Origin of the sequence: Litoribacterium kuwaitense, assembly GCF_011058155.1 — a bacterium.
GTDB lineage: Bacteria > Bacillota > Bacilli > Bacillales > DSM-28697 > Litoribacterium > Litoribacterium kuwaitense.
Map to the genome: position 1 here is coordinate 64,238 of NZ_JAALFC010000008.1, position 21,229 is coordinate 85,466.

The window sequence follows — 21,229 nt, forward strand, 5'->3', positions numbered from 1 at the left end:
ACAAATGAAACCGGAGACACTGTTCTACTGAAAGGACGGTGTATGCTCCGTGTTAAAGAAACTAGCGATTATTTATATTCTATTATTATTTGCCAATGCCCTCTTGTCTTCAATCGCTGCTCCGGCCCAGGCATCAAATGGACCACAGTATCGACCGACCGTCATTCCAGATGAGGCGATACGGCTCCGTATTCTTGCCAATAGCGACCGCCAGGAAGATCAAGAGATCAAACGCGCGATTCGTGATGAAGTCAATGCCTCGGTCAACGAATGGGTTGGAGCGATTGCTGATATTAAGCAAGCACGACAAGTGGTTGCGGATAAAGTGCCTGAGATTGAAAAGATTGCTCAGGAAGAAATGGAAAAGTTGGGGATTAATCAAAGCGTCGATGTTTCTTTCGGAATGGCAGATTTCCCAACGAAGATGTATGGCCAGATGGTTTATCCTGCTGGAAGCTATGAAGCCATCGTGATTTCGTTAGGGGATGCTGAAGGGGCGAACTGGTGGTGTGTGCTGTTTCCGCCGTTATGCTTTCTCGATTTTGCAAACAGTGAAGCTGTGCCACACGATCATGATGGTGCATCCGTCAATGATGAACGTGAAGTCAAGTTTTTTATCGTTGAATGGATTGAAAAGTGCTGGGCGTTCTTTTTTGGATGAGTGTATCGTGCAGTTCTATGATGCCTTTTTCCCTCATAGACTTCCTTTAGAAGAGCTTACAGTGAAGTAGGTCTGGAAGTCTTTAAAACAGGGGGAACGATGCTTTGTCGCACATTGTACGTCTTGCAAAAGAGGATGAATTACAGAAGTTAGCTGCTTTTTATGACGAGTCAGTTTGTCACATAGACGTCTTGCAGTGCAGAGCGGAAGAATTTGTTGTGATGGAAAAGGATGGACATTTGACAGCAGCGTGCCGTTTGGAGCAACACTCCGAAGACATTCTTTTAACATCATTCTTATTTCGCGGATCTGAAGGGGCTGTCGCGTTATATGCATTTATTGAAGGCGTGCTGGCACGAGTCAAGCAAAAAGAAGCAAGCGCGGTCTATGTCATTCAAGAAACAGAGCAAGCTTTTACTTTGTTTTCCTGGTTTGGTTTCACGAAAAGCGCGTTAGACAAGGAGCCTGACTGGCTAGTTGCTCAATGCAAACAGCATTCAAAGTCAAAGGTGTTGAAATGGTCGCCTTAAACAAAGACGACATTTCCACAATCCACAACCAAGTTATCCACATTTTGTGAATAACTTGGTTTTCGATGTATACAACCTTTAGAAAAACAGGGAATGAGACAATGAATTTATTAAAAACGGCCTTTTGGTCTGTGGAAAACGATGTGGATAGTGAAGAAAGTGTCCAAAAAATAAAAGAGGCAGCGGAAGTGATACGCCAAGGTGGCGTTGTCGCTTTTCCTACTGAGACTGTGTACGGCCTAGGGGCAAGTGCGTTTAAAAACGACGCTTGCCAACGTATTTTTGCCGCGAAAGGACGTCCTGCCGATAATCCGCTGATTGTCCACATATGTTCAGAAAAACAGTTGTATGAGTTGAGTGCCGATTTGCCAAGTTATGCATTTCCAATCATTGAGGCCTTTTGGCCCGGTCCATTGTCGCTTGTCGTTCCAGATGCTGGCGCAGCAGCGTCTTCAGTAACAGCAGGCTTAGACAGTGTTGCTGTCCGGATGCCAGATCATCCTGTGGCACTCGCTTTAATTGAACAGGCAGGACTCCCGTTGGCTGCACCTAGCGCCAATCGTTCAGGAAGGCCAAGTCCAACAACAGCGCAGCACGTTTGGAATGATTTGTGCGGTAGAATTCATGGGATAGTAGATGGGGGGCCAACGGGTATTGGCGTTGAATCGACGGTTGTCGATTGTACACAAAGCCGGCCTGTGATTTTACGGCCAGGAGGAATCTCACAGGAAGATTTAGAGGCTGTCGCTGGTCCTGTGGATATCGATCCAGCAGTGCAAAATGATACCGAACCACCGCGTTCGCCGGGGTTGAAATATCAACATTATGCACCTGAGGCAGACCTGCTGCTCGTCGATCGTGCCTCTCAGTCACTCGCGGAAGCAGTCCGATATTTTCAAGCGCAGGAGAAAAAAGTAGGTGTGCTTTTATTTGCGCATGATGAAGAAGTGCACACATTGGCAGATTACGCAAAGCTGTGTAGTGATCGGTATAATGCCGCGCAAGCAGCAAAACATTTATTCGCAAGCTTGCGATCTTTTGATGAGGCTGGTGTGGATATCATCTTGAGTGAAACGCTTGAACCTAAAGGCATTGGAGCTGCCGTTATGAATCGTTTGGTCAAAGCTGCCGGCAGGCAATGGTACACTACACCTAGATAAATGCTCGGTCGTTGAACGATTGACGCAGAGTGTGGACAAGTCGAACTTGACTTTGTCCATATTTTTTTGCTTCAAAATTCGCCAAGCTGTCTTCGTGGACAGGTTTTTGCTTGTACGAAGGCAACAAGATGAGTGGTCGTTGGAAAGTGTACACAAATAGGCCTGGGCTTGTCTGCACTTTTCATTCTGCTGATGGACTGTGGATAATGGGATGACTGGTCGATTGCCATAGACTCCTCTTGCTCCGCTTCTTTTTTTCCATTTCTGTGCATACGCATGGATTAATGGATGGACAAGAGGAAGGGTGTGGCGGTCCTTGATAGGTGCGGAGTTGATGTCATTAAGTGTATTAGCACTCGCTCTAAGTATGGATGCTTTTTCTGTATCAATCGGTCTTGGCACGGTTCGGCTTCGAGCGTTGCAAATGTTTCATATGGCTTTTCTCGTAGGGGTATTCCATGTTGGTATGCCCTTAGCAGGTATTGGTATCGGAAAAGCATTATCACAACATATGGGACAAGGGGCTACGGTCATTGCAGGCTTATTATTACTTGTTCTTGGAGGGCAAATGATTTATCAGGCTTTTACTGATGAACAAGCTGTGAATACAAGGCCAAGAGGGATTGCTCTTTTGTCTTTTTGTATAGGTGTTAGTTTGGATAGCTTTTCAGCTGGGTTATCTTTAGGAATGTCGGGTGCGCATATGTGGTTAAGCATTTGTTTGATGGGGCTGATAAGCATGATGATGACGTGGGCCGGGCTGTGGTTAGGTGGTAAATTAAGTCATTGGCTAGGCGCTTACAGCCAGGTGCTCGGTGGATTTGTGTTATGTGTGTTTGGCTTAAAGTATATACTGTAAGTCGAGGTGAAGAATTTTCAAGTGAGCACAGCTTGCGTCTCTTTCTGTTTCCTTATATGATGATTGAAAACTGTTACATTCTCGCTACTTGAGCGTGGAGATGGTTTGAAGGAGGGGACGCGACATTGAATTCATCTAATACAGCTGGTGTTCATGTTCTGTTTGTATGTACTGGAAATACGTGCCGAAGCCCGATGGCTGAGGCGGTATTTAATCATAAGAGCAAAGAGCATTTTGCCAAGTCTGCAGGCGTTTCTGCGTATCCAGGTGCAGCAATTAATGAAAAGTCCGCCTTTGTTCTAAAAAAGAAAGGGGTCTCTGTGCAGCATTCCTCCCAGCCGCTAACGAAAAAGCTTGTTGATTGGGCAGATCTCATTCTGACAATGGAGAGAGCGCACAAATGGATGGTAACGTCTTCATATCCAGAAGTGGTGGGCTCTGTATTTACGTTGAAAGAATTTGCCTCAGGTGCGTTCAGTCAGTGGTCGAAGCTTGATACCCTTAATGCAGAGAAGGCGGCCCTTCAAGCGGTCGGTGAACGTATTCCCGAGTCTCTTGAGAATGAAATCCAAAAGCTTGAAAAACAATTAGCAGACGTACAGTATCACGATATTCATGACCCGTTCGGATCTTCTGTTGAAACGTATGAAAAAACGTATGATGAGATCGAGCGATCGATTGACGAAACGTTACACCAATTAGACAACAATCGCGGGGAGGCGCATATTGATGACGACCTATGAAGAGTGGACAAAAGCATTGGACGAGTTTATGCGCGAAGCCTCTTTTCCTAAAGGAAGCTTAATCGTCATCGGTTGTAGCACGAGCGAAGTCGGTGGTCAGGGCATCGGTTCTTCTGGAAGTGAAGGAGTGGCAGCGGCGTTATTCTCTCATTTGCAAAGTTGGGCCTCCGCTCATAAACTCTCTTTGGCCTTTCAATGCTGTGAGCATTTAAATCGTGCTGTTGTGGTGGAAGAGGCCGAAGCTGTAAAACGAGGGTTAGACACCGTCTGGGTTGTTCCTGTTGCAAATGCTGGTGGTGCAATGGCGTCTTACGCTTATCAAAAGTTGCATAAGCCTGTCGTCGTCGAGGAAATCAAAGCCGATGGTGGCATCGACATTGGTCATACACTCATTGGTATGCATTTAAAGCAAGTGGCTGTTCCAGTGCGAGTGAGCGTTTCTCATATAGGCAAGGCACCACTCGTTTTAGCAAAAACACGCCCAAAACGAATTGGCGGAGAAAGAGCTGTTTATCATTTCGAGACAAAAGAAGACGAATGAAACATTTGAAAAACAAAAAAATGTACGGATTTTATGACAAAAGCTTGCAAGATGATGTACAATATAAGCGAATGAAACCGAAATGTACAAACCATTCCGCCGGAGGACTACGTCTACCGAATTTAAAGAGGGGGACCTATCTGTGAATTCAGCATTAATGAAACAAGATCGTGACGTTTTTGAGGCTATTCAAAAGGAACTTGGAAGACAGCGTGATAAAATTGAATTAATTGCTTCTGAAAATTTTGTATCTGAGGCTGTAATGGAAGCCCAAGGCTCTGTCCTAACGAATAAATATGCAGAAGGCTACCCGGGTAAGCGATATTATGGTGGTTGTGAATATGTTGATATTGCAGAAGACCTTGCAAGAGAACGGGCAAAGCAATTGTTTGGTGCTGAATATGTCAATGTTCAAGCACACTCAGGTGCTCAAGCAAATATGGCCGTATACTATGCTTTCCTTGAGCATGGTGACACGATCCTTGGGATGAATTTAAGCCATGGAGGTCACTTGACACACGGAAGTCCAGTAAACTTTAGCGGAAAGCAATTTAATTTTGTTGAATATGGCGTTACGAAAGAAGAGCAGGTCATTGACTATGAAGAAGTCAGACAAAAGGCAAAGGAACATCAGCCGAAAATGATCGTCGCTGGTGCAAGTGCTTATCCGCGTACCATTGATTTTGCAAAGTTTCGCGAAATTGCGGATGAAGTCGGCGCATACTTAATGGTTGATATGGCTCACATTGCGGGGCTCGTAGCGACAGGAGAACACCCTACACCTGTAGGACATGCTCATTTTGTGACAACAACAACACATAAGACGTTGCGTGGTCCAAGGGGCGGAATGATTCTTTGCAATAATGAAGAAGATGGAAAAAAGATCGACAAAATGGTTTTCCCTGGTATTCAAGGTGGTCCGCTTATGCATGTGATTGCTGCGAAAGCTGTGTCTTTCGGTGAGGCACTTCAGGATGAGTTTAAAACGTATGCGAAGCAAGTCGTTGAAAATGCACGTACTTTCGCTGAAGCGCTGCAAGCAGAAGGGATTGACCTCGTTTCAGGAGGAACGGATAACCATCTCGTGTTGCTCGACCTTCAGTCACTTCAGCTAACCGGAAAAGTAGCCGAGCTAGCCCTTGATGAAGTCGGCATTACTTGTAACAAAAACGCAATTCCATTTGATCCAGAAAAACCATTTGTTACTAGTGGAATTCGTCTAGGGACTGCAGCAGTGACAACAAGAGGCTTTGGTGCTGAAGAAATGAAAGAAATTGCAGCCATCATTGCCCTCGTTCTTAAAAATATTGATTCTGAAGAAGTGAAAAAAGAAGCGCTTGCGCGGGTAGAAGCTTTGACAACAGCATTTCCTATGTATCCTGAGCTCGGGTAACAAAGTGGCCGTTCTCCCTTTATGTGGAAGAGCGGCTTTGTCGTGTCTTTAATGGTTTGATGAGTGATAAAAAAACCGTAGCTTGAAGTATCTCTTCTTTTTCTGTACAATTTGCTAAGGATTAGAACGGATTACGTCATTTTCAAAAAGAAAGGGAGATATGATGGGGAAAGTATACGTTTTAGATCATCCATTGATTCAGCATAAGCTTACGTACATAAGGAATAAAACCACTGGCACAAAGGAATTTCGGGAGTTAGTCGATGAAGTCGCTGCATTGATGGCGTATGAAATTACCCGTAACCTCCCTCTTCAAGAAACAACAGTAGAAACCCCTGTAGCTACAGCGAAAGCAAATGTTCTTGCTGGGAAAAAGCTAGGGATTATTCCGATCTTACGCGCTGGCTTAGGAATGGTTGATGGTATTAAACAATTGATTCCGAATGCAAAGGTTGGGCATGTAGGCCTTTATCGCGATCCAGAGACATTACAGCCAGTTGAATATTATGTAAAGCTCCCTTCTGATATTGAAGAGCGTGAACTACTTGTCGTAGACCCGATGCTGGCGACAGGGGGCTCGGCGGTAGAAGCGATTAACAGTTTGAAGTCAAGAGGCGCAAAAAATATTCGTCTCGTGTGTATTATTGCGGCCCCTGAAGGTGTAGAGCTCGTCGAAAAAGCACATCCAGATGTTGACATTTATTTAGCGGCATTGGACGATCATTTAAATGATAAGGGATATATCATTCCAGGTCTTGGCGACTCTGGCGACCGTTTATTCGGGACGAAATAAGAAAGTAGGGATGATAGATGAAGTCACCGATTCGTGTAATGACAATTTTTGGAACGAGACCTGAAGCTGTTAAAATGGCACCTCTCGTCCTCGCTCTTGAAAAACACCCTGAAGTGGAATCTATTGTGACCGTTACTGCTCAGCATCGAGAAATGCTCGATCAAGTACTCGAAGTATTTGAAGTCAAACCAGATCATGACCTTAATATTATGAAGGCGCGCCAGTCGCTTACAGAAGTGACGACCCGTGGCTTAGAAGGACTGGATGGCATTATGAAGTCAGTTCAGCCAGATGTTGTCCTCGTTCATGGTGATACAGCGACGACCTTTATCGCTAGTCTAGCTGCGTTTTACAATCAAATTTCGGTCGGTCACGTTGAAGCCGGCTTGCGGACGTGGAACAAATTTTCTCCTTTTCCAGAAGAGATGAATCGTCAGCTGACGGGTGTTTTAGCAGATTTGCATTTTGCTCCGACAGAGCGCGCCGCAAAAAATTTGCGCAATGAAAATAAACCGAACGATGCCATCTTTATTACAGGCAACACTGCAATTGATGCATTGCGCACGACGGTGCAGTCAGATTATACGCACGATGTCCTTGAGCGTCTTGGCAGCGACCGATTGATTCTCATGACAGCTCATCGACGCGAAAATGTCGGCGCGCCTATGGAGCAAATCTTTAGAGCGGTGCGTCGTATCGTTGAAGAACATGATGATGTGCAGGTCGTTTACCCGGTCCATCTAAACCCCGCGGTGCAAGAGATTGCCCACGCTGAGCTTGGTGGTCACCCAAGAATTCATTTGATCGATCCGCTTGGTGTCATCGAGTTTCATAACGTTGCCGCAAAAGCGCACTTGATTTTGACGGATTCAGGAGGTGTTCAAGAAGAGGCACCTTCCCTTGGTGTGCCGGTCCTCGTTTTGCGCGATACAACAGAGCGACCTGAAGGGATAGAAGCGGGTACGCTAAAGCTTATCGGTACAGAAGAAGAGGTTGTGTACGAACAGGCTAAGCGTTTATTAACAGATGAAGCCGCACATGAAGCGATGGCGCAAGCGGCGAATCCATATGGAGATGGGAGCGCGTCAGAACGAATTGTTGAGGCCATCTTATACCATTTGAAACGCCGGGACACAAGACCGCCAGCATTTGTACCAAAAAATAAGATGAATGATTATAGAGACCTAACGAATGTAGACAAAGTCTTAAGTGACGATTGTCTACATTTTTTTGTAAGGGAAACGTCTAAGTGTAAAGCTTGGCAACGCGAGTGTTTTCAACATACTTAAAGGAGTGTTCAACGCAGGGTCAGCTTTTTTTGTGTGGGAACTATTTCATTGGGTGAAATCTTCAATTTGGGTGCAACCTAGAACTAGGTGATTAAAATGACTACACGAAGACATGTTTTGACGCAATGGATGATGCTTCTTATTACAATTGTGCTCGTCTTGCAGAGCTTTATCCCAGCGGCACTCGCTGAAGAGACAGCAAAAACAGAAGCAGGAGAGCGCGTGGAGCAGCTATTCAAAATTTCTGGCTCGGTCGACGATTTTGTTGAGCATGTCGATCAAGCGTATTCAGATATTGAAGTGACGTTCACATACGATACGGTTTGGAACGGCGTGGCTTTGCGAGGCAGCCAAGCTTCATTGCAAAAAGCCGCTACGAATAAAAATGTATTAAAGACAACGCCAGTACAGACGTATCAAACCGCCTTGAGCAAAAGTGTCCCGTTGATTTTAGGAGACAACGCTCGTTCTGTGGAACGAAATACTAAGTTCACTGGCAAAGGTGTAAAAGTGGGTATTATCGATACAGGGATCGATTATAAACACCCTGATCTTAAACAAAATTATAAAGGTGGTTACGATTTCATTGATCACGATCGTGATCCAATGGAGACGATTGAAGGTAGCATCCCGACAACAATGCATGGAACGCACGTAGCAGGAATTATTGCTGCCAATGGACACCTTCAAGGTGTTGCGCCCGATGCTGAGCTTTACGCGTATCGTGCGCTTGGACCGGAAGGGATGGGGACAACCGACCAAGTGATTGCTGCGATTGAAAAAGCAGTTGAGGATGGTATGGATGTAATCAATCTATCTCTTGGAAATACTGTCAACGGGCCAGACTGGCCGACGAGTGAAGCGTTAGACGAAGCGGTGCGAAAAGGGGTAGTCGCTGTAACGTCTAGCGGAAACACAGGTCCAGGTCTCTGGTCTGTTGGTTCACCAGGAACATCTGACGGTGCCATTTCAGTAGGTGCGTCCTTTCCTCCATTGCAAGTGCCAACATTATTAATGCCATCGTCCAATGGAGATCCATTGGCAATTCTGCGGATGGACGGCTCAAATCCGTGGCAGTTTCATACGGAAAAAGACGTGATCTTTGCAAAGTACGGTCGGGATGAGGACTATGACACATCTGTAAAAGGCAGTGTTGTCCTTGTGAAGCGAGGAAGGATTCCATTTACTGAAAAAGCGGCCATTGCAGAAAAAAAAGGAGCTGCGGCTCTGATTGTCTTTAATAACGGCAAAGGAACATTTCAAGGTGGGATTGATGAAAAAGAAGGCATCAGCATCCCGGTCGTATCCCTCTCGAGAGAGGACGGTCAGCGTCTTTTAGACCGCATCGAAAGAGGACAGAATATGTTACGCACTGAGTATGTCGAAGCAAAAGATAAGATGGCACCGTTTAGTTCCAGAGGTCCGGTCACCCATACGTGGGCAGTGAAACCTGATCTCGTTGCTCCAGGTGTTGATATTCATTCGACCATTCCTGGCGGCTACCGAGCTATGCAAGGCACAAGCATGGCTGCACCTCATGTGGCTGGTGCTGCAGCACTTCTACTCGAACAGCACCCAGAGTGGCGTCCGGAACAAGTAAAAGCAGCGCTGATGAACAGTGCCAAAACACTCGTTGACCAATACGAACAACCATATTCACCTCATATTCAAGGGGCTGGTCGCATTCAAGTAAATCAAGCGGTGTCACTTTCATCACTCGTTTACCCTGCTTCGATTTCATTAGGGCAGTTCTCAACGTCTAAAGAGCAGGTCATTGATGTAACGATTGAAAACATGGCAACAGAAGCCCAGACCTATCAAATTAACCTCCCAAAAGAAAATGGTATCAAGTGGTCTGCTCCGGCTCTCATTAAGATAGAACCGGGAAAAAAAGCGGTCGTCCCGATTCGAATGCATGTTGACAAGACGGCTCGAGGATTGCACGAAGGCGTGATTCGTATCCGATCGTCCCAAACAGAAGTGGACGTACCGTATTTGTTCGTATGGAAGGAAGTTGATTTTCCTCGAATCATGGGGTTTGAATTAATGCCAGGAGATGACAATGGTACTTTAGATTATGAAGTATATTTGCCTGAAGGAGCAGATGAAGTAGGGGTTGTCCTTTACGATCCTATTACCTTTACTTTTGTTGGAAAGCTTGATACGCAAAAGCATGTCCCCCGTGGTTTATTTAGAGCAAGTGTTCCAAAGGAGAGGCTAAAAGGAAGAGAGCAACTAAAGGTACTCGTTTATGCACGTTTAAAAGGGAAGCAAGATACCTTCGAAGCCATGATTGACTTACATGAGCTTCAGCACAGTAACGCGACACACTGTTCATAATTTCGACGTTTTTTTGACAAGGCAGCCATTGACACTTTTGTAACCCTATTGTATGCTAACAAAGGACGTGAATGACAAGGTTTTCAGTAGGGTTACACTGGGTGTTGCCTGCCATTTTTTTATCGACTTCTTTATGGTTTTATACAATATTTATATAAACAAAACACTCTCTTTTTTTGCCCTCAACCTTGCCACATGAACAAACGAATTTTTCAAATTTCTCCTGTTAAAAGAAGATCAACAATTGCCGCCTGAAGTCGTCAGAGGTTTCCAACGTCAGAGGTGTTTTCTGACAAGCTATAGAAAATAGGGGATTAGAATTATGTCAGATCTTCGTCGTATCTACAGGCGACATATGCAATGGTTATTTTTTTTGTTGGCTTTTTTTGTCATTGGATGGGGATTTACAGATTTAACCCGTTTCTTTTTAGGGCTAATGTTTGGTACAATTTTAGGGATGTTTAATCATTGGTTGCTCGCATTTAAAATCAATAAATTCGGCGAGTCTGTTGTCCGTGGACAATCTGTGCGCTCTCTTGGTACGGCTTCACGGTTTGCGACAGCTATTTTTGCCACATTGATTTCCCTTGAATTTGAAGCGCATATACAGTTATATGCGGTCATCATTGGATTAATGACACCTTATTTGGTCATTATGATAGATGCATTATTTCAAAGCATGTTCAGGAGAATACAGGAAGAGAGGTGATTGGCTGTGAATCATGTAGCACCGGAAGCGTGGGATCCGTTTGGAAATGGTCTGATAACGTTTAACCCTTCAAACGTCCTTATGTCGGCGATTGCGGCACTTATTGTTCTTATCATTGCCGTAGCTGCCACTCGAAAGCTGGAGCAAAAACCTTCCGGGATGCAGAATGTGATGGAGTGGGTTCTGGATTTCGTAAGAGGTATTATCAATAGCAACATGGACTGGAAGACGGGCGGGCGCTTTTTAATCTTCGCAACAACTTTGCTTTTGTACATATTTGTGAGTAACATTATGGGATTGCCCTTTGCCGTCGTAATTGGTCACGAATTGTGGTGGAAATCACCTACTGCAGACCCGGTGATCACGATGACTCTAGCAGTAATGGTCGTTGCCATGTCTCACTACTACGGAGTGAAGCTAAATGGCACGTCAGGCTATCTTAAAGGGTATGTCACGCCAAAATGGTGGCTGTTCCCTCTGAAACTGATCGAGGAGTTCTCAAATACGCTGACGCTTGGTTTGCGTTTGTATGGAAACATTTATGCTGGAGAAATTCTTCTGTCAATGCTCGTCGGCTTGGCAACGGATGGGTATGGTACAGGCATCTTTTCTGGGGTTTTTGGAACCCTTGCCGCAATCATACCAATGTGGCTGTGGCTGTCGTTTAGTATCTTTATTGGTGTAATTCAAGCCTTTATTTTCGTCATGTTGTCAATGGTGTACATGGCTCATAAAGTGAGTCATGACCATTAACTTATATAACCTAGAAATACCAAATTCTATTTTCATACTATTAAGGGAGGAATGAACACATGGGAGCTCTAGCAGCTGCTATTGCCGTTGGTCTTGCCGCATTAGGTGCCGGTTTTGGTAACGGTATGATCGTTAGTCGTACAGTCGAAGGAATTGCTCGTCAGCCAGAATTAAGAGGTGCATTACAAACAACAATGTTTATCGGGGTAGCCCTCGTCGAGGCGATTCCTATTATCGCGGTTGTTATCGCATTTATTGCATTGGGATCTTAACATAAAAGCTGCGTGAGGCGAAGTTCGCTGCGGGCTCCGCAATAGATCTTCGTCTTTCCTGCTTTTTTGCGCTTAAATATTCAGATGAATCCATTTCATCTCGTCAAACTTGGCGAAAGCCAAGTTTTCTTTCCATAAAGACCTTTTTTACTACGATAGATCTTAAACAGACCTTTTTAAGGCTATTGAAAGGCTGAACTGTCGAAAGGAGTGAAGATGATGCAATATCTTGATTCAGGCATGCTGATGGCTGCGGGCGGAATCCAAATTGGAGATATTCTCGCTCAACTGCTCATTTTTCTAGGGTTGATGCTTCTCCTTAAAAAACTGGCATTCGGAAAATTAATTCAAGTGATGCGTGATCGTGAAGATCATATCGCTGGTCAAATCGATTCTGCAGAAAAAAGTCGGAAGGACGCAGAGCAATTTTTGAGCAAGCAGCAACAGGCTCTTGAAGAATCGCGTCATGAAGCACAACAGATTATTGAAAATGCGAAAAAAATGGGTGAAGATCGTCAAAACGATATCATCAAAGCGGCTCAAGAAGAAGCCAATCGCCTACGTAATGATGCTGTTCGTGAAATCCAAAACGAGCGTGAGCAGGCGTTGGTGTCTTTGCGTGAGCAAGTCGCTTCCCTTTCTGTCATGGTTGCTTCGAAAGTGATCGAAAAGGAGCTTAGCGAAGCCGATCAACAGAAGTTTATTGAAGAGTATCTCAAAGAGGCAGGGGATCAGCGATGAGTACAGTGGCTGCACGTTACGCCTCAGCCCTTTTTGAGATTGCTAAAGAAAAACAGTCCATCGAAGCCATTCGTGAGGATGTAAAAGCTGTTGAAGACGTGTTCTCTGCAGATGACATTCAGTCGTTCTTTCTTCATCCCAACGTATCAAAAGATGAGAAGAAACGTTTAATTGATACTGGGTTTACGAATGTGGCTCCTGAAGTGAAAAATACGCTTCATCTAATGATTGAGCGTCAGCGTACTTTGGATATTCCTCATTTGTCTGAGGCTTTTAATCAGGAGGCCGATGCATTTCTCAATACAGGTGAGGCTGTTGTATACAGTGTTCGCCCATTAACAGAGGCAGAGCTACAGCAGGTTGCAGAAGTGTTTTCGCAAAAAGCCGGCAAAGCTTCGCTTCGTGTCAAAAATGAAACGGATCCATCTTTAATTGCTGGGATTCGTGTTCGCATTGGAAATCGTATTTACGACGGTAGTGTGAGTCGTCAATTAGAAAAAATTGAGCGCCAGCTCGTTTCAAAATGAGAACGACAGGGGTGATGTAAATGAGCATTAAAGCTGAAGAAATCAGTTCGTTAATTAAAAAGCAAATCGAAGGATTTCAAGCCGATATCGAAGTACAAGACGTCGGTACAGTTATTAACGTTGGAGATGGGATTGCACGTGCTCATGGGTTAGATAACGTCATGGCCGGAGAGCTCGTTGAATTCTCCAATGGCGTCATGGGGATGACGCAAAACCTTGAGGAAAATAACGTAGGTATTATTATTCTTGGTCCATACACAGGTATCCGTGAAGGTGACGAGGTACGTCGAACAGGGCGCATCATGGAAGTGCCTGTTGGTGAAGAACTGCTAGGTCGAGTCGTGAACTCGCTTGGACAGCCTGTTGATGGAAAAGGTCCTATAGCCACAACAAAAACACGTCCAATTGAAGGTGCTGCACCAGGTGTTATGGATCGTAAATCCGTTCATGAGCCATTGCAGACAGGAATTAAAGCGATTGACTCGATGATTCCGATTGGTCGTGGACAGCGTGAGCTTATTATCGGAGACCGTCAAACTGGTAAAACAGCGCTTGCCATTGACACGATTTTGAACCAAAAAGATCAAGATATGATCTGTATCTATGTAGCGATTGGCCAAAAAGACTCAACGGTTAGTGGTGTTGTAGAAACACTACGTAGCTATGGTGCACTCGACTATACAATTGTCGTAAACGCCGGGGCTTCTTTGCCAGCACCAATGCTTTACCTTGCTCCGTATACTGGGGTAACAATGGGCGAGGAGTTTATGTATAACGGAAAACACGTCCTCGTCGTGTATGATGACCTTTCTAAACAGGCGGCGGCATACCGTGAGCTTTCCTTGCTCCTTCGTCGTCCTCCAGGTCGTGAAGCTTTCCCAGGAGATGTTTTCTACTTGCACTCACGCCTACTAGAGCGTGCAGCAAAGTTAAGTGACGCAAATGGGGGCGGATCTTTGACCGCATTGCCTTTCATCGAGACACAGGCAGGCGATGTGTCAGCCTATATTCCAACAAACGTGATTTCGATTACGGATGGACAGATCTTCCTTCAGAGTGACTACTTTTTCTCAGGAATCCGTCCAGCGATTAACCCAGGAATCTCTGTTTCTCGTGTAGGTGGAGACGCTCAGATTAAAGCGATGAAAAAAGTTGCAGGTACATTACGCCTTGACCTTGCTTCTTTCCGTGAGCTTGAAGCCTTTGCCCAGTTCGGTTCTGATCTAGATCCAGCTACCCAAGCGAAACTAAATCGTGGTGCCCGTACTGTAGAGGTCTTGAAACAGGATCTTCATAAGCCGTTAGCGGTTGAAAAACAGGTAGCGATTCTCTTTGCCTTGACACAAGGATATTTAGATGACATTCCTGTTGAAGATATTACGAGATTTGAAGACGAGTTCCTTACGTGGCTCGACCATAATCAAACCGAGCTTTTAAGCGGAATTCGTGAAACGAAACAGCTTCCTGATGCGGATGCATATAAAGCAGCAATAACTGAATTTAAAAAGACCTTTTCACCAAGTGCCTAAGTAAGGGTCGCTGTATTCTAAGGCGCCAGCCAGACATGGAAACATCGACCTGACTGGCTGGTGTTTTTTGAGGCCGGTCTAATTCTGACAAACAAGGTGGTGAACACGCTTGGCCAACTTGAAAGATATTAAAACACGCATTGATTCCACGAAAAAAATTAAACAGATTACGAACGCAATGCACATGGTTTCTGCCTCAAAGCTAAATCGGGCTGAACGAAATGCAAAGGCGTTCCACCCGTATATGAATAAAATTCAGGAAGTCGTCGCGTCCATTGCAGGTGGAAACAATGATGTGAGCCATCCGATGCTTGAGCATCGCGAAGTGAAACGTACAGGTTATCTCTTGATTACGTCTGACAGGGGGCTTGTAGGAGCTTACAACTCTACTGTATTAAGACATGTTTACCGGACGATCCAAGAACGTCATTCATCTTCTGATGAGTACGCCTTGTTCGTCATTGGTCGTGTTGGCGTAGATTTCTTTAGATCAAGAAATATTCCAGTTCAAGAGCAGGCTTTACATATGCCTGACCACCCGACGTTTGCGGATATTAAACAGATTTCTCAAACGATCGTTGACTACTTCACAGATGGCAAAATTGACGCTTTATACATGTATTATCAGCACTTTGTCAACACAATCACGCAAAAGCTGACAGAGACAAAAGTATTGCCATTGACCGATTTAATGAATGATTCTTCACAACAGGCTGCAAGTTCATATGAGTATGAGCCGTCAGAAGCGGAAATTCTCGAAGTGTTGTTGCCGCAGTATGCGGAAAGTCTAATGTTTGGCGCTTTACTTGACGGAAAAGCAAGTGAGCACGCTTCTAGTATGACCGCGATGCAAAGTGCAACAGACAACGCAGACGAGATTATTGACGGCTTGACATTAGATTATAACCGAGCACGTCAAGCAGCCATTACACAAGAAATCACGGAAATCGTTGGCGGCGCAGCCGCACTAGAATAAAGGCACGTTTTTCTAAAGTAATTAAAGCTAAAAACTGCAATTGACGAGGAGGGTACATGATGAACAAAGGAGCAATCATTCAAGTAATGGGTCCTGTTGTTGACGTCCGCTTTGAGAATGGACATCTTCCGGATATTCACAACGCCCTGACAGTTTCGCAAGAAGATAAAGGTACACTGACACTTGAAGTAGCGCTTCATCTAGGCGACGGCTTGGTTCGCTCCGTTGCCATGGCATCAACCGACGGTATTGTGCGAGGTGCTGAAGTCATTGATACGGGCGCAGCAATTTCTGTACCAGTTGGTGAAGTCACACTAGGCCGAGTGTTTGACGTTCTTGGAAATCACATCGATCTAGACGAGGCGGTAGCCGCAGATGTACGACGTGATCCAATTCACCGTCAAGCACCAACGTTTGATGATTTGACAACGAAAACAGAGATTTTGGAAACAGGTATCAAAGTTGTAGACTTGCTAGCTCCATACGTAAAAGGTGGTAAGATCGGCTTGTTTGGTGGTGCCGGTGTAGGAAAAACGGTATTGATTCAGGAATTGATCAATAACGTTGCCCAAGGACACGGCGGTATTTCCGTGTTTGCCGGTGTTGGTGAGCGTACCCGTGAAGGAAATGACCTTTACATGGAAATGAAGGACGCAGGCGTATTAAGTAAAACCGCGATGGTCTTCGGTCAGATGAACGAACCACCTGGTGCCCGTCTCCGTGTCGCTTTATCAGGATTGACGATGGCCGAGTATTTCCGTGATGAAGAAGGTCAGGACGTACTGTTGTTCATTGACAACATTTACCGCTTTACTCAGGCAGGTTCTGAAGTATCAGCCTTGCTCGGACGGATGCCATCAGCGGTAGGTTATCAGCCAACCTTGGCTACAGAAATGGGTCAGTTGCAGGAGCGTATCACTTCTACAAACAAAGGATCTGTTACGTCGATTCAAGCGGTATATGTACCTGCCGATGACTACACAGACCCTGCTCCAGCGACGACATTTGCGCACTTGGATGCAACGACGAACTTAGAGCGTCGCTTGACAGCTCAAGGGATTTACCCAGCGGTAGACCCGTTGTCTTCAACTTCCCGTGCTTTAGCACCTGAAATCGTTGGAGAAGAGCATTATCAAGTAGCTACACAAGTACAGCAGACGCTTCAGCGCTACAAAGAGCTACAAGACATTATCGCTATCCTTGGTATGGATGAATTATCAGATGAAGATAAAATGACCGTATCTCGTGCGCGTCGAATTCAGTTCTTCTTGTCCCAGAACTTCCACGTCGCTGAACAGTTTACAGGTCAGCCAGGATCATACGTACCTGTCTCTGAAACAGTACAGGGCTTTAAAGAGATATTGGAAGGGAAATACGATGATCTTCCTGAAGACGCCTTCCGCCTAGTCGGTCGGATTGAAGAAGTTGTTGAGAAAGCTGAGCAAATGCAACAAAACGCATAAATCATTAAGCACAAATCACTTACGTTTATTTGTTGCTGTATGACGTATGTTTAGACGTGAAGAGACAGGACAGCCTCAACCTTTTTAGGGTAGAGGGTCTTGTCTTTCCATTGCGTCGAAGGCTTTTCTTTTCAACAAAATCTGACAGATCGTTTCGTAATTGAAGAATCGAAGCGCTTAGACAGGAGGGGTGGAAATGAGTACGATCAACGTCGATGTTGTGACACCCGATGGCGCCGTATATGAAGGCAGCGCTGAGATGGTTGTCGCTAAAGCAGACAATGGAGAGCTTGGTGTGTTGCCAGGTCACATTCCGATGGTCGCGCCGTTGGCCATTGGTGCCGTTCGGTTAAAGCAAGGGAATGAGACACAGTATATTTCTGTTAGCGGTGGGTTTTTAGAAGTAAGGCCCGATAAGATAACGATTCTTGCTCAGGCAGCCGAAAAACCTGAGGATATTGATGAAAATAGGGCGAAACAAGCAAAAGAGCGCGCGGAACAACTACTGCAAAAAGTCACTGAGGATAAGGTTGACCGTGTTCGAGCTGAATTAGCATTGAAACGAGCAATTAACCGTTTGAGCGTAAAAAACGGTTAATCTGCATTAAAAAACAAGCAGGGCATCGAGTCAATGCCGTCTGCTTGTTTTTTGTGTAAGGGTAAAATTTGTGTGATCCCCGCCCTGCTTAAACCGCTGGAGACCCTTCCATTACACGGATTCTATCTACATAAACGTATTCACTTACTGCGTAGTGCTTACTATTCAGCTGAATATCATTCCAAGCTTTTGTATTAAAAAGTAATGTACTATTGTTCAAATAATCAACAGGATGACGATGGAGAAGACGGTGGATATAGGCAATGACACGTCTTGCTTCATCAGGAAGGTATTTTTGTTGATCTTCTTCTTGGAATTTCTGGCAGGCTGAAAGCAACTCAAAAAAGCGCTCTTTCTCTTCGGAAGAAGCTTCATTTTTAAAATAGCCCCAAATATGTTCAAATGTATTGACCAATGCTTTGACAGAATAAGGTGCATAATGCAAATTTTGAATTCGCAAAAAGATACGATGATAATCTGAAATGTCCGAGGCCTCTGAAAATGCTCGCTTGACAGCTTCATAAGAGGAATAACCTTTAGCCATACTATTGTACTTGTTTTGCGCCCATAATTTCTCTGTGGCTTTTCGAATATCTTTCTCTGTCATGAACCCAAGATCCACCTTTCCGAATCAAGAAATGAATGTTCTTGTCGAATTCAAACCCCTCCTATTATAATATACCTTGGAGCGTGTGGCGTCAACGTATGCAGAGGATGACACATGAACATTCCCCGAAAAAATGTCAAAAAAAATTTAACTCGGGTTTTGCATGTTTCCCGGGAAATGAGTAAAATAGAAGTAATATTACTGTCATATTGTCGAAATATGAATGAAAAAGAGGGAAGGCTATGTTTACATACGCCGGTCCAGTTGCATTGGTCAGTATTATAGTGCATTTGCTATGCATCGTTGTAACGTGGTGGGCCCTGCAAAGTCTGAAATTGGATGCTTTATTTAAGAAAGGAAAGACGAATCAAATACGCGTATTGTATGTCCTTGTAACCATTACAATAGGGGCGAGTGTAGCCAGATTTTTAATGGATTATTATATGTGGGCTACACAATGGACAAGTCTTCTGTAAACGCCGGTTTATGACAATGAGTACATAATGATGTGAATGATGTCGGACACTGACGACTTCTTCCACGTATCTCTTCCTTCAATCAGGCAACAATGAAACTGAGGGAGGGGAAATGACATGTATCGAAGTAAAGTCTGGTGGATCGCACTTATTCTGGCATTTTGTGTTTTGTCTTATACTGCATTGGGAAAAGAACGAACAGATCAATCACTCGAAGACACCAAAGCGTTTTTAAATACAGCATTTGACGTTATGGTTGACGAAGACGTCAAAACAACCGGGTGGTCTTTATATTCTCGGAAGACAATCATGGCTGATGAAGAGAGGCTTGCAGCGATAAAAAGGTCGCTCATATCAGCTGGTTGGGTGAAAAGCCCCGAATCTTCCACCACGTGGCAACGCAAGAGTGCTGAACAAGACTTATGGCAAGAACAAATGCATGTAAAAAAACATCGTCATACGTATATGCTTTCTTATGAATTGAAGAGCAGCAATGCCGAAAAAGATCGCGTTCAAGCGATTGTTAAGCAGTTTGCCTCAGTGCGTGAAAAATGGTTTTCAAAAAATACGACAATCTATGCTTGTCTACAAGGGCAAAGCAGTGCTATGATAAGTGGAGTTTTGTCTAATCATGCAGCATCCCTTCTTCGCGCCTTTGATGCGACGCCTGTAGAAATGATTGAGGAACAATCGTTTATCAGTGTATCTGCATACAATGACTTATGGGAACAACATATCGTTGTGCCATCGGGGAAGATGAATCTGCAAACGGCGTTACGAAAAAATCGATCGTCAGGCGTTATTGATGTCACAATAGGAACACCTATCATTACTGTTGAATATTAATAAAAGTGAAAATGGACGCGGAGGGGAATAGCTTGGAAAAAATCATCGTCCGTGGTGGAAAAAAGCTGACAGGAACTGTGCATACAGAAGGCTCTAAAAATGCAGTACTCCCTGTTATCGCTGCTTCCATTCTACCAAAAAGGCAAAAAAGCATCATTACGGATGTACCCACTCTTGCGGATGTCTATACGATTAACGAAGTACTGCGTTATATGAATGCGGAGGTGACGTTCGATGAGCGTCAAAACCAAGTCATTGTCGATGCATCCAAAGAGTTGAAGACAGAAGCACCTTTTGAATATGTGCGAAAAATGCGCGCGTCAGTATTAGTGATGGGACCATTGCTTGCGAGGCAACGGCACGCTAAGATTGCCTTACCAGGAGGATGCGCTATTGGCTCACGACCCATTGATCAACACCTAAAAGGTTTTGAAGCGATGGGTGCTAAAGTTCAAGTAGGAAATGGCTACATTGAAGCTTTTGTCGATGAAAGGCTACAGGGAGCTAAGATTTACCTTGATTTTCCTAGTGTAGGGGCTACGGAAAACATTATGATGGCTGCAACACTGGCTAAAGGCACGACGACCATTGATAACGTGGCAAAGGAGCCAGAAATTGTTGACCTGGCAAATTACCTTAACAAAATGGGCGCTAAAGTCAAGGGAGCCGGTACAGGTACGATCAAAATTGAAGGTGTCGAAGAACTTGTCGGTGTTGAGCATGCAGTGATTCCAGACCGAATCGAAGCAGGGACATTAATGATTGCTGCCGCAATTACGAGAGGAAATGTCGTTGTCAAAGGAGCAGTTCCTGAGCATCTGTCATCTCTGATTGCTAAATTGGAAGAGATGGGCGTTCAATGTATCGAGGTCCCAGACGGAATTCAGGTCATTGCGCCTGAGAAATTAAAAGCAGCTGATTTAAAAACGATGCCTCACCCAGGATTTCCAACTGATATGCAAGCACAAATGATGGCGCTAACGTCGCAGGCGGAAGGCACAAGTATGTTAACTGAAACGGTATTTGAAAATCGATTTATGCACGTTCAAGAATTTCGTCGAATGAATGCGTCCATAAAAATTGAAGGTCGTTCAGCGATTGTTACAGGACCAAATACGCTTCAAGGAGCTGAAGTGGCAGCTACCGATTTACGGGCAGCTGCAGCGTTAATTCTTGCCGGACTTGTTGCTGAAGGTTATACACGCGTCACTGAACTACAGCATCTCGATCGAGGATATGTTCGTTTCGTTGAAAAATTGTCTTCGCTAGGAGCAGATATTGAACGCGTGGCAATTGAAGTTGCTACCGTCGAAGATGTAAACGCCAGTATCACGCAAAAAGTCAATGTGAATCCTAAATTTGCATGATGCAAAACTTCCGGCTCTGTCCGGGAGTTTTTTTCATGGATGCAAATGTTCTAACG

At 44.6% G+C, this 21,229-nt stretch carries 23 protein-coding genes; 22 read left to right on the forward strand and 1 reads right to left on the reverse strand.

Annotated elements, in window-relative coordinates; all coding sequences use genetic code 11:
- Nucleotides 1–49 precede the first annotated feature (49 nt).
- From spoIIR to G4V62_RS07130, 19 genes are all read left to right on the forward strand, one after another.
- Nucleotides 50–661: a stage II sporulation protein R gene (spoIIR, locus tag G4V62_RS07040; protein ID WP_165200603.1), complete on the forward strand. Its 612-nt coding sequence runs from the start codon at nt 50–52 to the stop codon at nt 659–661.
- A gap of 104 nt (nt 662–765) precedes the next feature.
- Nucleotides 766–1,191, forward strand: coding sequence for a GNAT family N-acetyltransferase (locus G4V62_RS07045; RefSeq protein ID WP_165200606.1), 426 nt, complete (start codon nt 766–768; stop codon nt 1,189–1,191).
- 101 nt (nt 1,192–1,292) lie between these two features.
- Entirely contained in the window at nt 1,293–2,351 is a 1,059-nt protein-coding gene (locus G4V62_RS07050; protein ID WP_165200609.1) for an L-threonylcarbamoyladenylate synthase, read from the forward strand.
- A gap of 334 nt (nt 2,352–2,685) precedes the next feature.
- Entirely contained in the window at nt 2,686–3,210 is a 525-nt protein-coding gene (locus G4V62_RS07055) for a manganese efflux pump MntP (protein ID WP_165200612.1), read from the forward strand.
- A gap of 125 nt (nt 3,211–3,335) precedes the next feature.
- Nucleotides 3,336–3,953, forward strand: a complete 618-nt coding sequence (locus G4V62_RS07060) for a low molecular weight protein arginine phosphatase (protein ID WP_246218303.1) — start codon at nt 3,336–3,338, stop codon at nt 3,951–3,953.
- Entirely contained in the window at nt 3,940–4,494 is a 555-nt protein-coding gene (locus G4V62_RS07065; protein WP_165200615.1) for a TIGR01440 family protein, read from the forward strand. The genes G4V62_RS07060 and G4V62_RS07065 overlap by 14 nt, the downstream gene beginning before the upstream one ends.
- A 157-nt stretch (nt 4,495–4,651) precedes the next feature.
- Nucleotides 4,652–5,887 (forward strand): serine hydroxymethyltransferase, encoded by a 1,236-nt coding sequence (glyA, locus tag G4V62_RS07070; protein ID WP_165200719.1) that lies wholly within the window; start codon nt 4,652–4,654, stop codon nt 5,885–5,887.
- 163 nt (nt 5,888–6,050) lie between these two features.
- Nucleotides 6,051–6,680 (forward strand): uracil phosphoribosyltransferase, encoded by a 630-nt coding sequence (gene upp, locus G4V62_RS07075; protein WP_165200618.1) that lies wholly within the window; start codon nt 6,051–6,053, stop codon nt 6,678–6,680.
- A 17-nt stretch (nt 6,681–6,697) separates the two neighbouring features.
- Complete coding sequence (gene wecB, locus G4V62_RS07080) at nt 6,698–7,969, forward strand: non-hydrolyzing UDP-N-acetylglucosamine 2-epimerase (RefSeq protein WP_165200621.1); 1,272 nt, start codon at nt 6,698–6,700, stop codon at nt 7,967–7,969.
- A 96-nt stretch (nt 7,970–8,065) separates the two neighbouring features.
- Nucleotides 8,066–10,309, forward strand: coding sequence for a S8 family serine peptidase (locus G4V62_RS07085; protein WP_165200624.1), 2,244 nt, complete (start codon nt 8,066–8,068; stop codon nt 10,307–10,309).
- Between the two features lie 322 nt (nt 10,310–10,631).
- Nucleotides 10,632–11,018, forward strand: a complete 387-nt coding sequence (locus tag G4V62_RS07090) for an ATP synthase subunit I (protein WP_165200627.1) — start codon at nt 10,632–10,634, stop codon at nt 11,016–11,018.
- Nucleotides 11,019–11,024: 6 nt separating this feature from the next.
- The gene (atpB, locus tag G4V62_RS07095) at nt 11,025–11,771 is read left to right on the forward strand and encodes a F0F1 ATP synthase subunit A (protein WP_165200721.1); all 747 of its coding nucleotides are present in this window, start codon (nt 11,025–11,027) and stop codon (nt 11,769–11,771) included.
- Nucleotides 11,772–11,830: 59 nt separating this feature from the next.
- On the forward strand, nt 11,831–12,043 hold the full coding sequence (atpE, locus tag G4V62_RS07100; RefSeq protein ID WP_165200630.1) for a F0F1 ATP synthase subunit C: 213 nt from the start codon (nt 11,831–11,833) through the stop codon (nt 12,041–12,043).
- Nucleotides 12,044–12,262: 219 nt separating this feature from the next.
- Entirely contained in the window at nt 12,263–12,784 is a 522-nt protein-coding gene (gene atpF, locus G4V62_RS07105) for a F0F1 ATP synthase subunit B (RefSeq protein WP_246218305.1), read from the forward strand.
- Entirely contained in the window at nt 12,781–13,311 is a 531-nt protein-coding gene (locus G4V62_RS07110; protein WP_165200633.1) for a F0F1 ATP synthase subunit delta, read from the forward strand. Before atpF ends, G4V62_RS07110 begins: the two co-directional genes overlap by 4 nt.
- A 20-nt stretch (nt 13,312–13,331) precedes the next feature.
- Nucleotides 13,332–14,840 carry a F0F1 ATP synthase subunit alpha gene (gene atpA / locus G4V62_RS07115; RefSeq protein ID WP_165200636.1) on the forward strand — a complete coding sequence of 503 codons (1,509 nt, stop codon included), beginning with the start codon at nt 13,332–13,334 and terminating at the stop codon, nt 14,838–14,840.
- Nucleotides 14,841–14,949: 109 nt separating this feature from the next.
- Complete coding sequence (atpG, locus tag G4V62_RS07120) at nt 14,950–15,816, forward strand: ATP synthase F1 subunit gamma (protein WP_165200639.1); 867 nt, start codon at nt 14,950–14,952, stop codon at nt 15,814–15,816.
- 59 nt (nt 15,817–15,875) lie between these two features.
- Entirely contained in the window at nt 15,876–17,279 is a 1,404-nt protein-coding gene (gene atpD, locus G4V62_RS07125) for a F0F1 ATP synthase subunit beta (RefSeq protein ID WP_165200642.1), read from the forward strand.
- A 196-nt stretch (nt 17,280–17,475) separates the two neighbouring features.
- Nucleotides 17,476–17,877, forward strand: coding sequence for a F0F1 ATP synthase subunit epsilon (locus G4V62_RS07130; RefSeq protein WP_165200645.1), 402 nt, complete (start codon nt 17,476–17,478; stop codon nt 17,875–17,877).
- A gap of 88 nt (nt 17,878–17,965) precedes the next feature.
- Here the strand turns inward: G4V62_RS07130 and G4V62_RS07135 are convergent, their stop codons facing one another.
- Nucleotides 17,966–18,484, reverse strand: coding sequence for a DUF1722 domain-containing protein (locus G4V62_RS07135; RefSeq protein ID WP_165200648.1), 519 nt, complete (start codon nt 18,482–18,484; stop codon nt 17,966–17,968).
- 242 nt (nt 18,485–18,726) lie between these two features.
- On the opposite strand from G4V62_RS07135, the gene G4V62_RS07140 reads away from it, so the two are divergent.
- From G4V62_RS07140 to murA, 3 genes are all read left to right on the forward strand, one after another.
- Nucleotides 18,727–18,960 (forward strand): DUF1146 family protein, encoded by a 234-nt coding sequence (locus tag G4V62_RS07140; protein ID WP_165200651.1) that lies wholly within the window; start codon nt 18,727–18,729, stop codon nt 18,958–18,960.
- Between the two features lie 117 nt (nt 18,961–19,077).
- The gene (locus G4V62_RS07145; protein ID WP_165200654.1) at nt 19,078–19,806 is read left to right on the forward strand and encodes a YwmB family TATA-box binding protein; all 729 of its coding nucleotides are present in this window, start codon (nt 19,078–19,080) and stop codon (nt 19,804–19,806) included.
- Between the two features lie 32 nt (nt 19,807–19,838).
- Nucleotides 19,839–21,173, forward strand: a complete 1,335-nt coding sequence (murA, locus tag G4V62_RS07150) for a UDP-N-acetylglucosamine 1-carboxyvinyltransferase (protein WP_165200657.1) — start codon at nt 19,839–19,841, stop codon at nt 21,171–21,173.
- Nucleotides 21,174–21,229 lie beyond the last annotated feature (56 nt).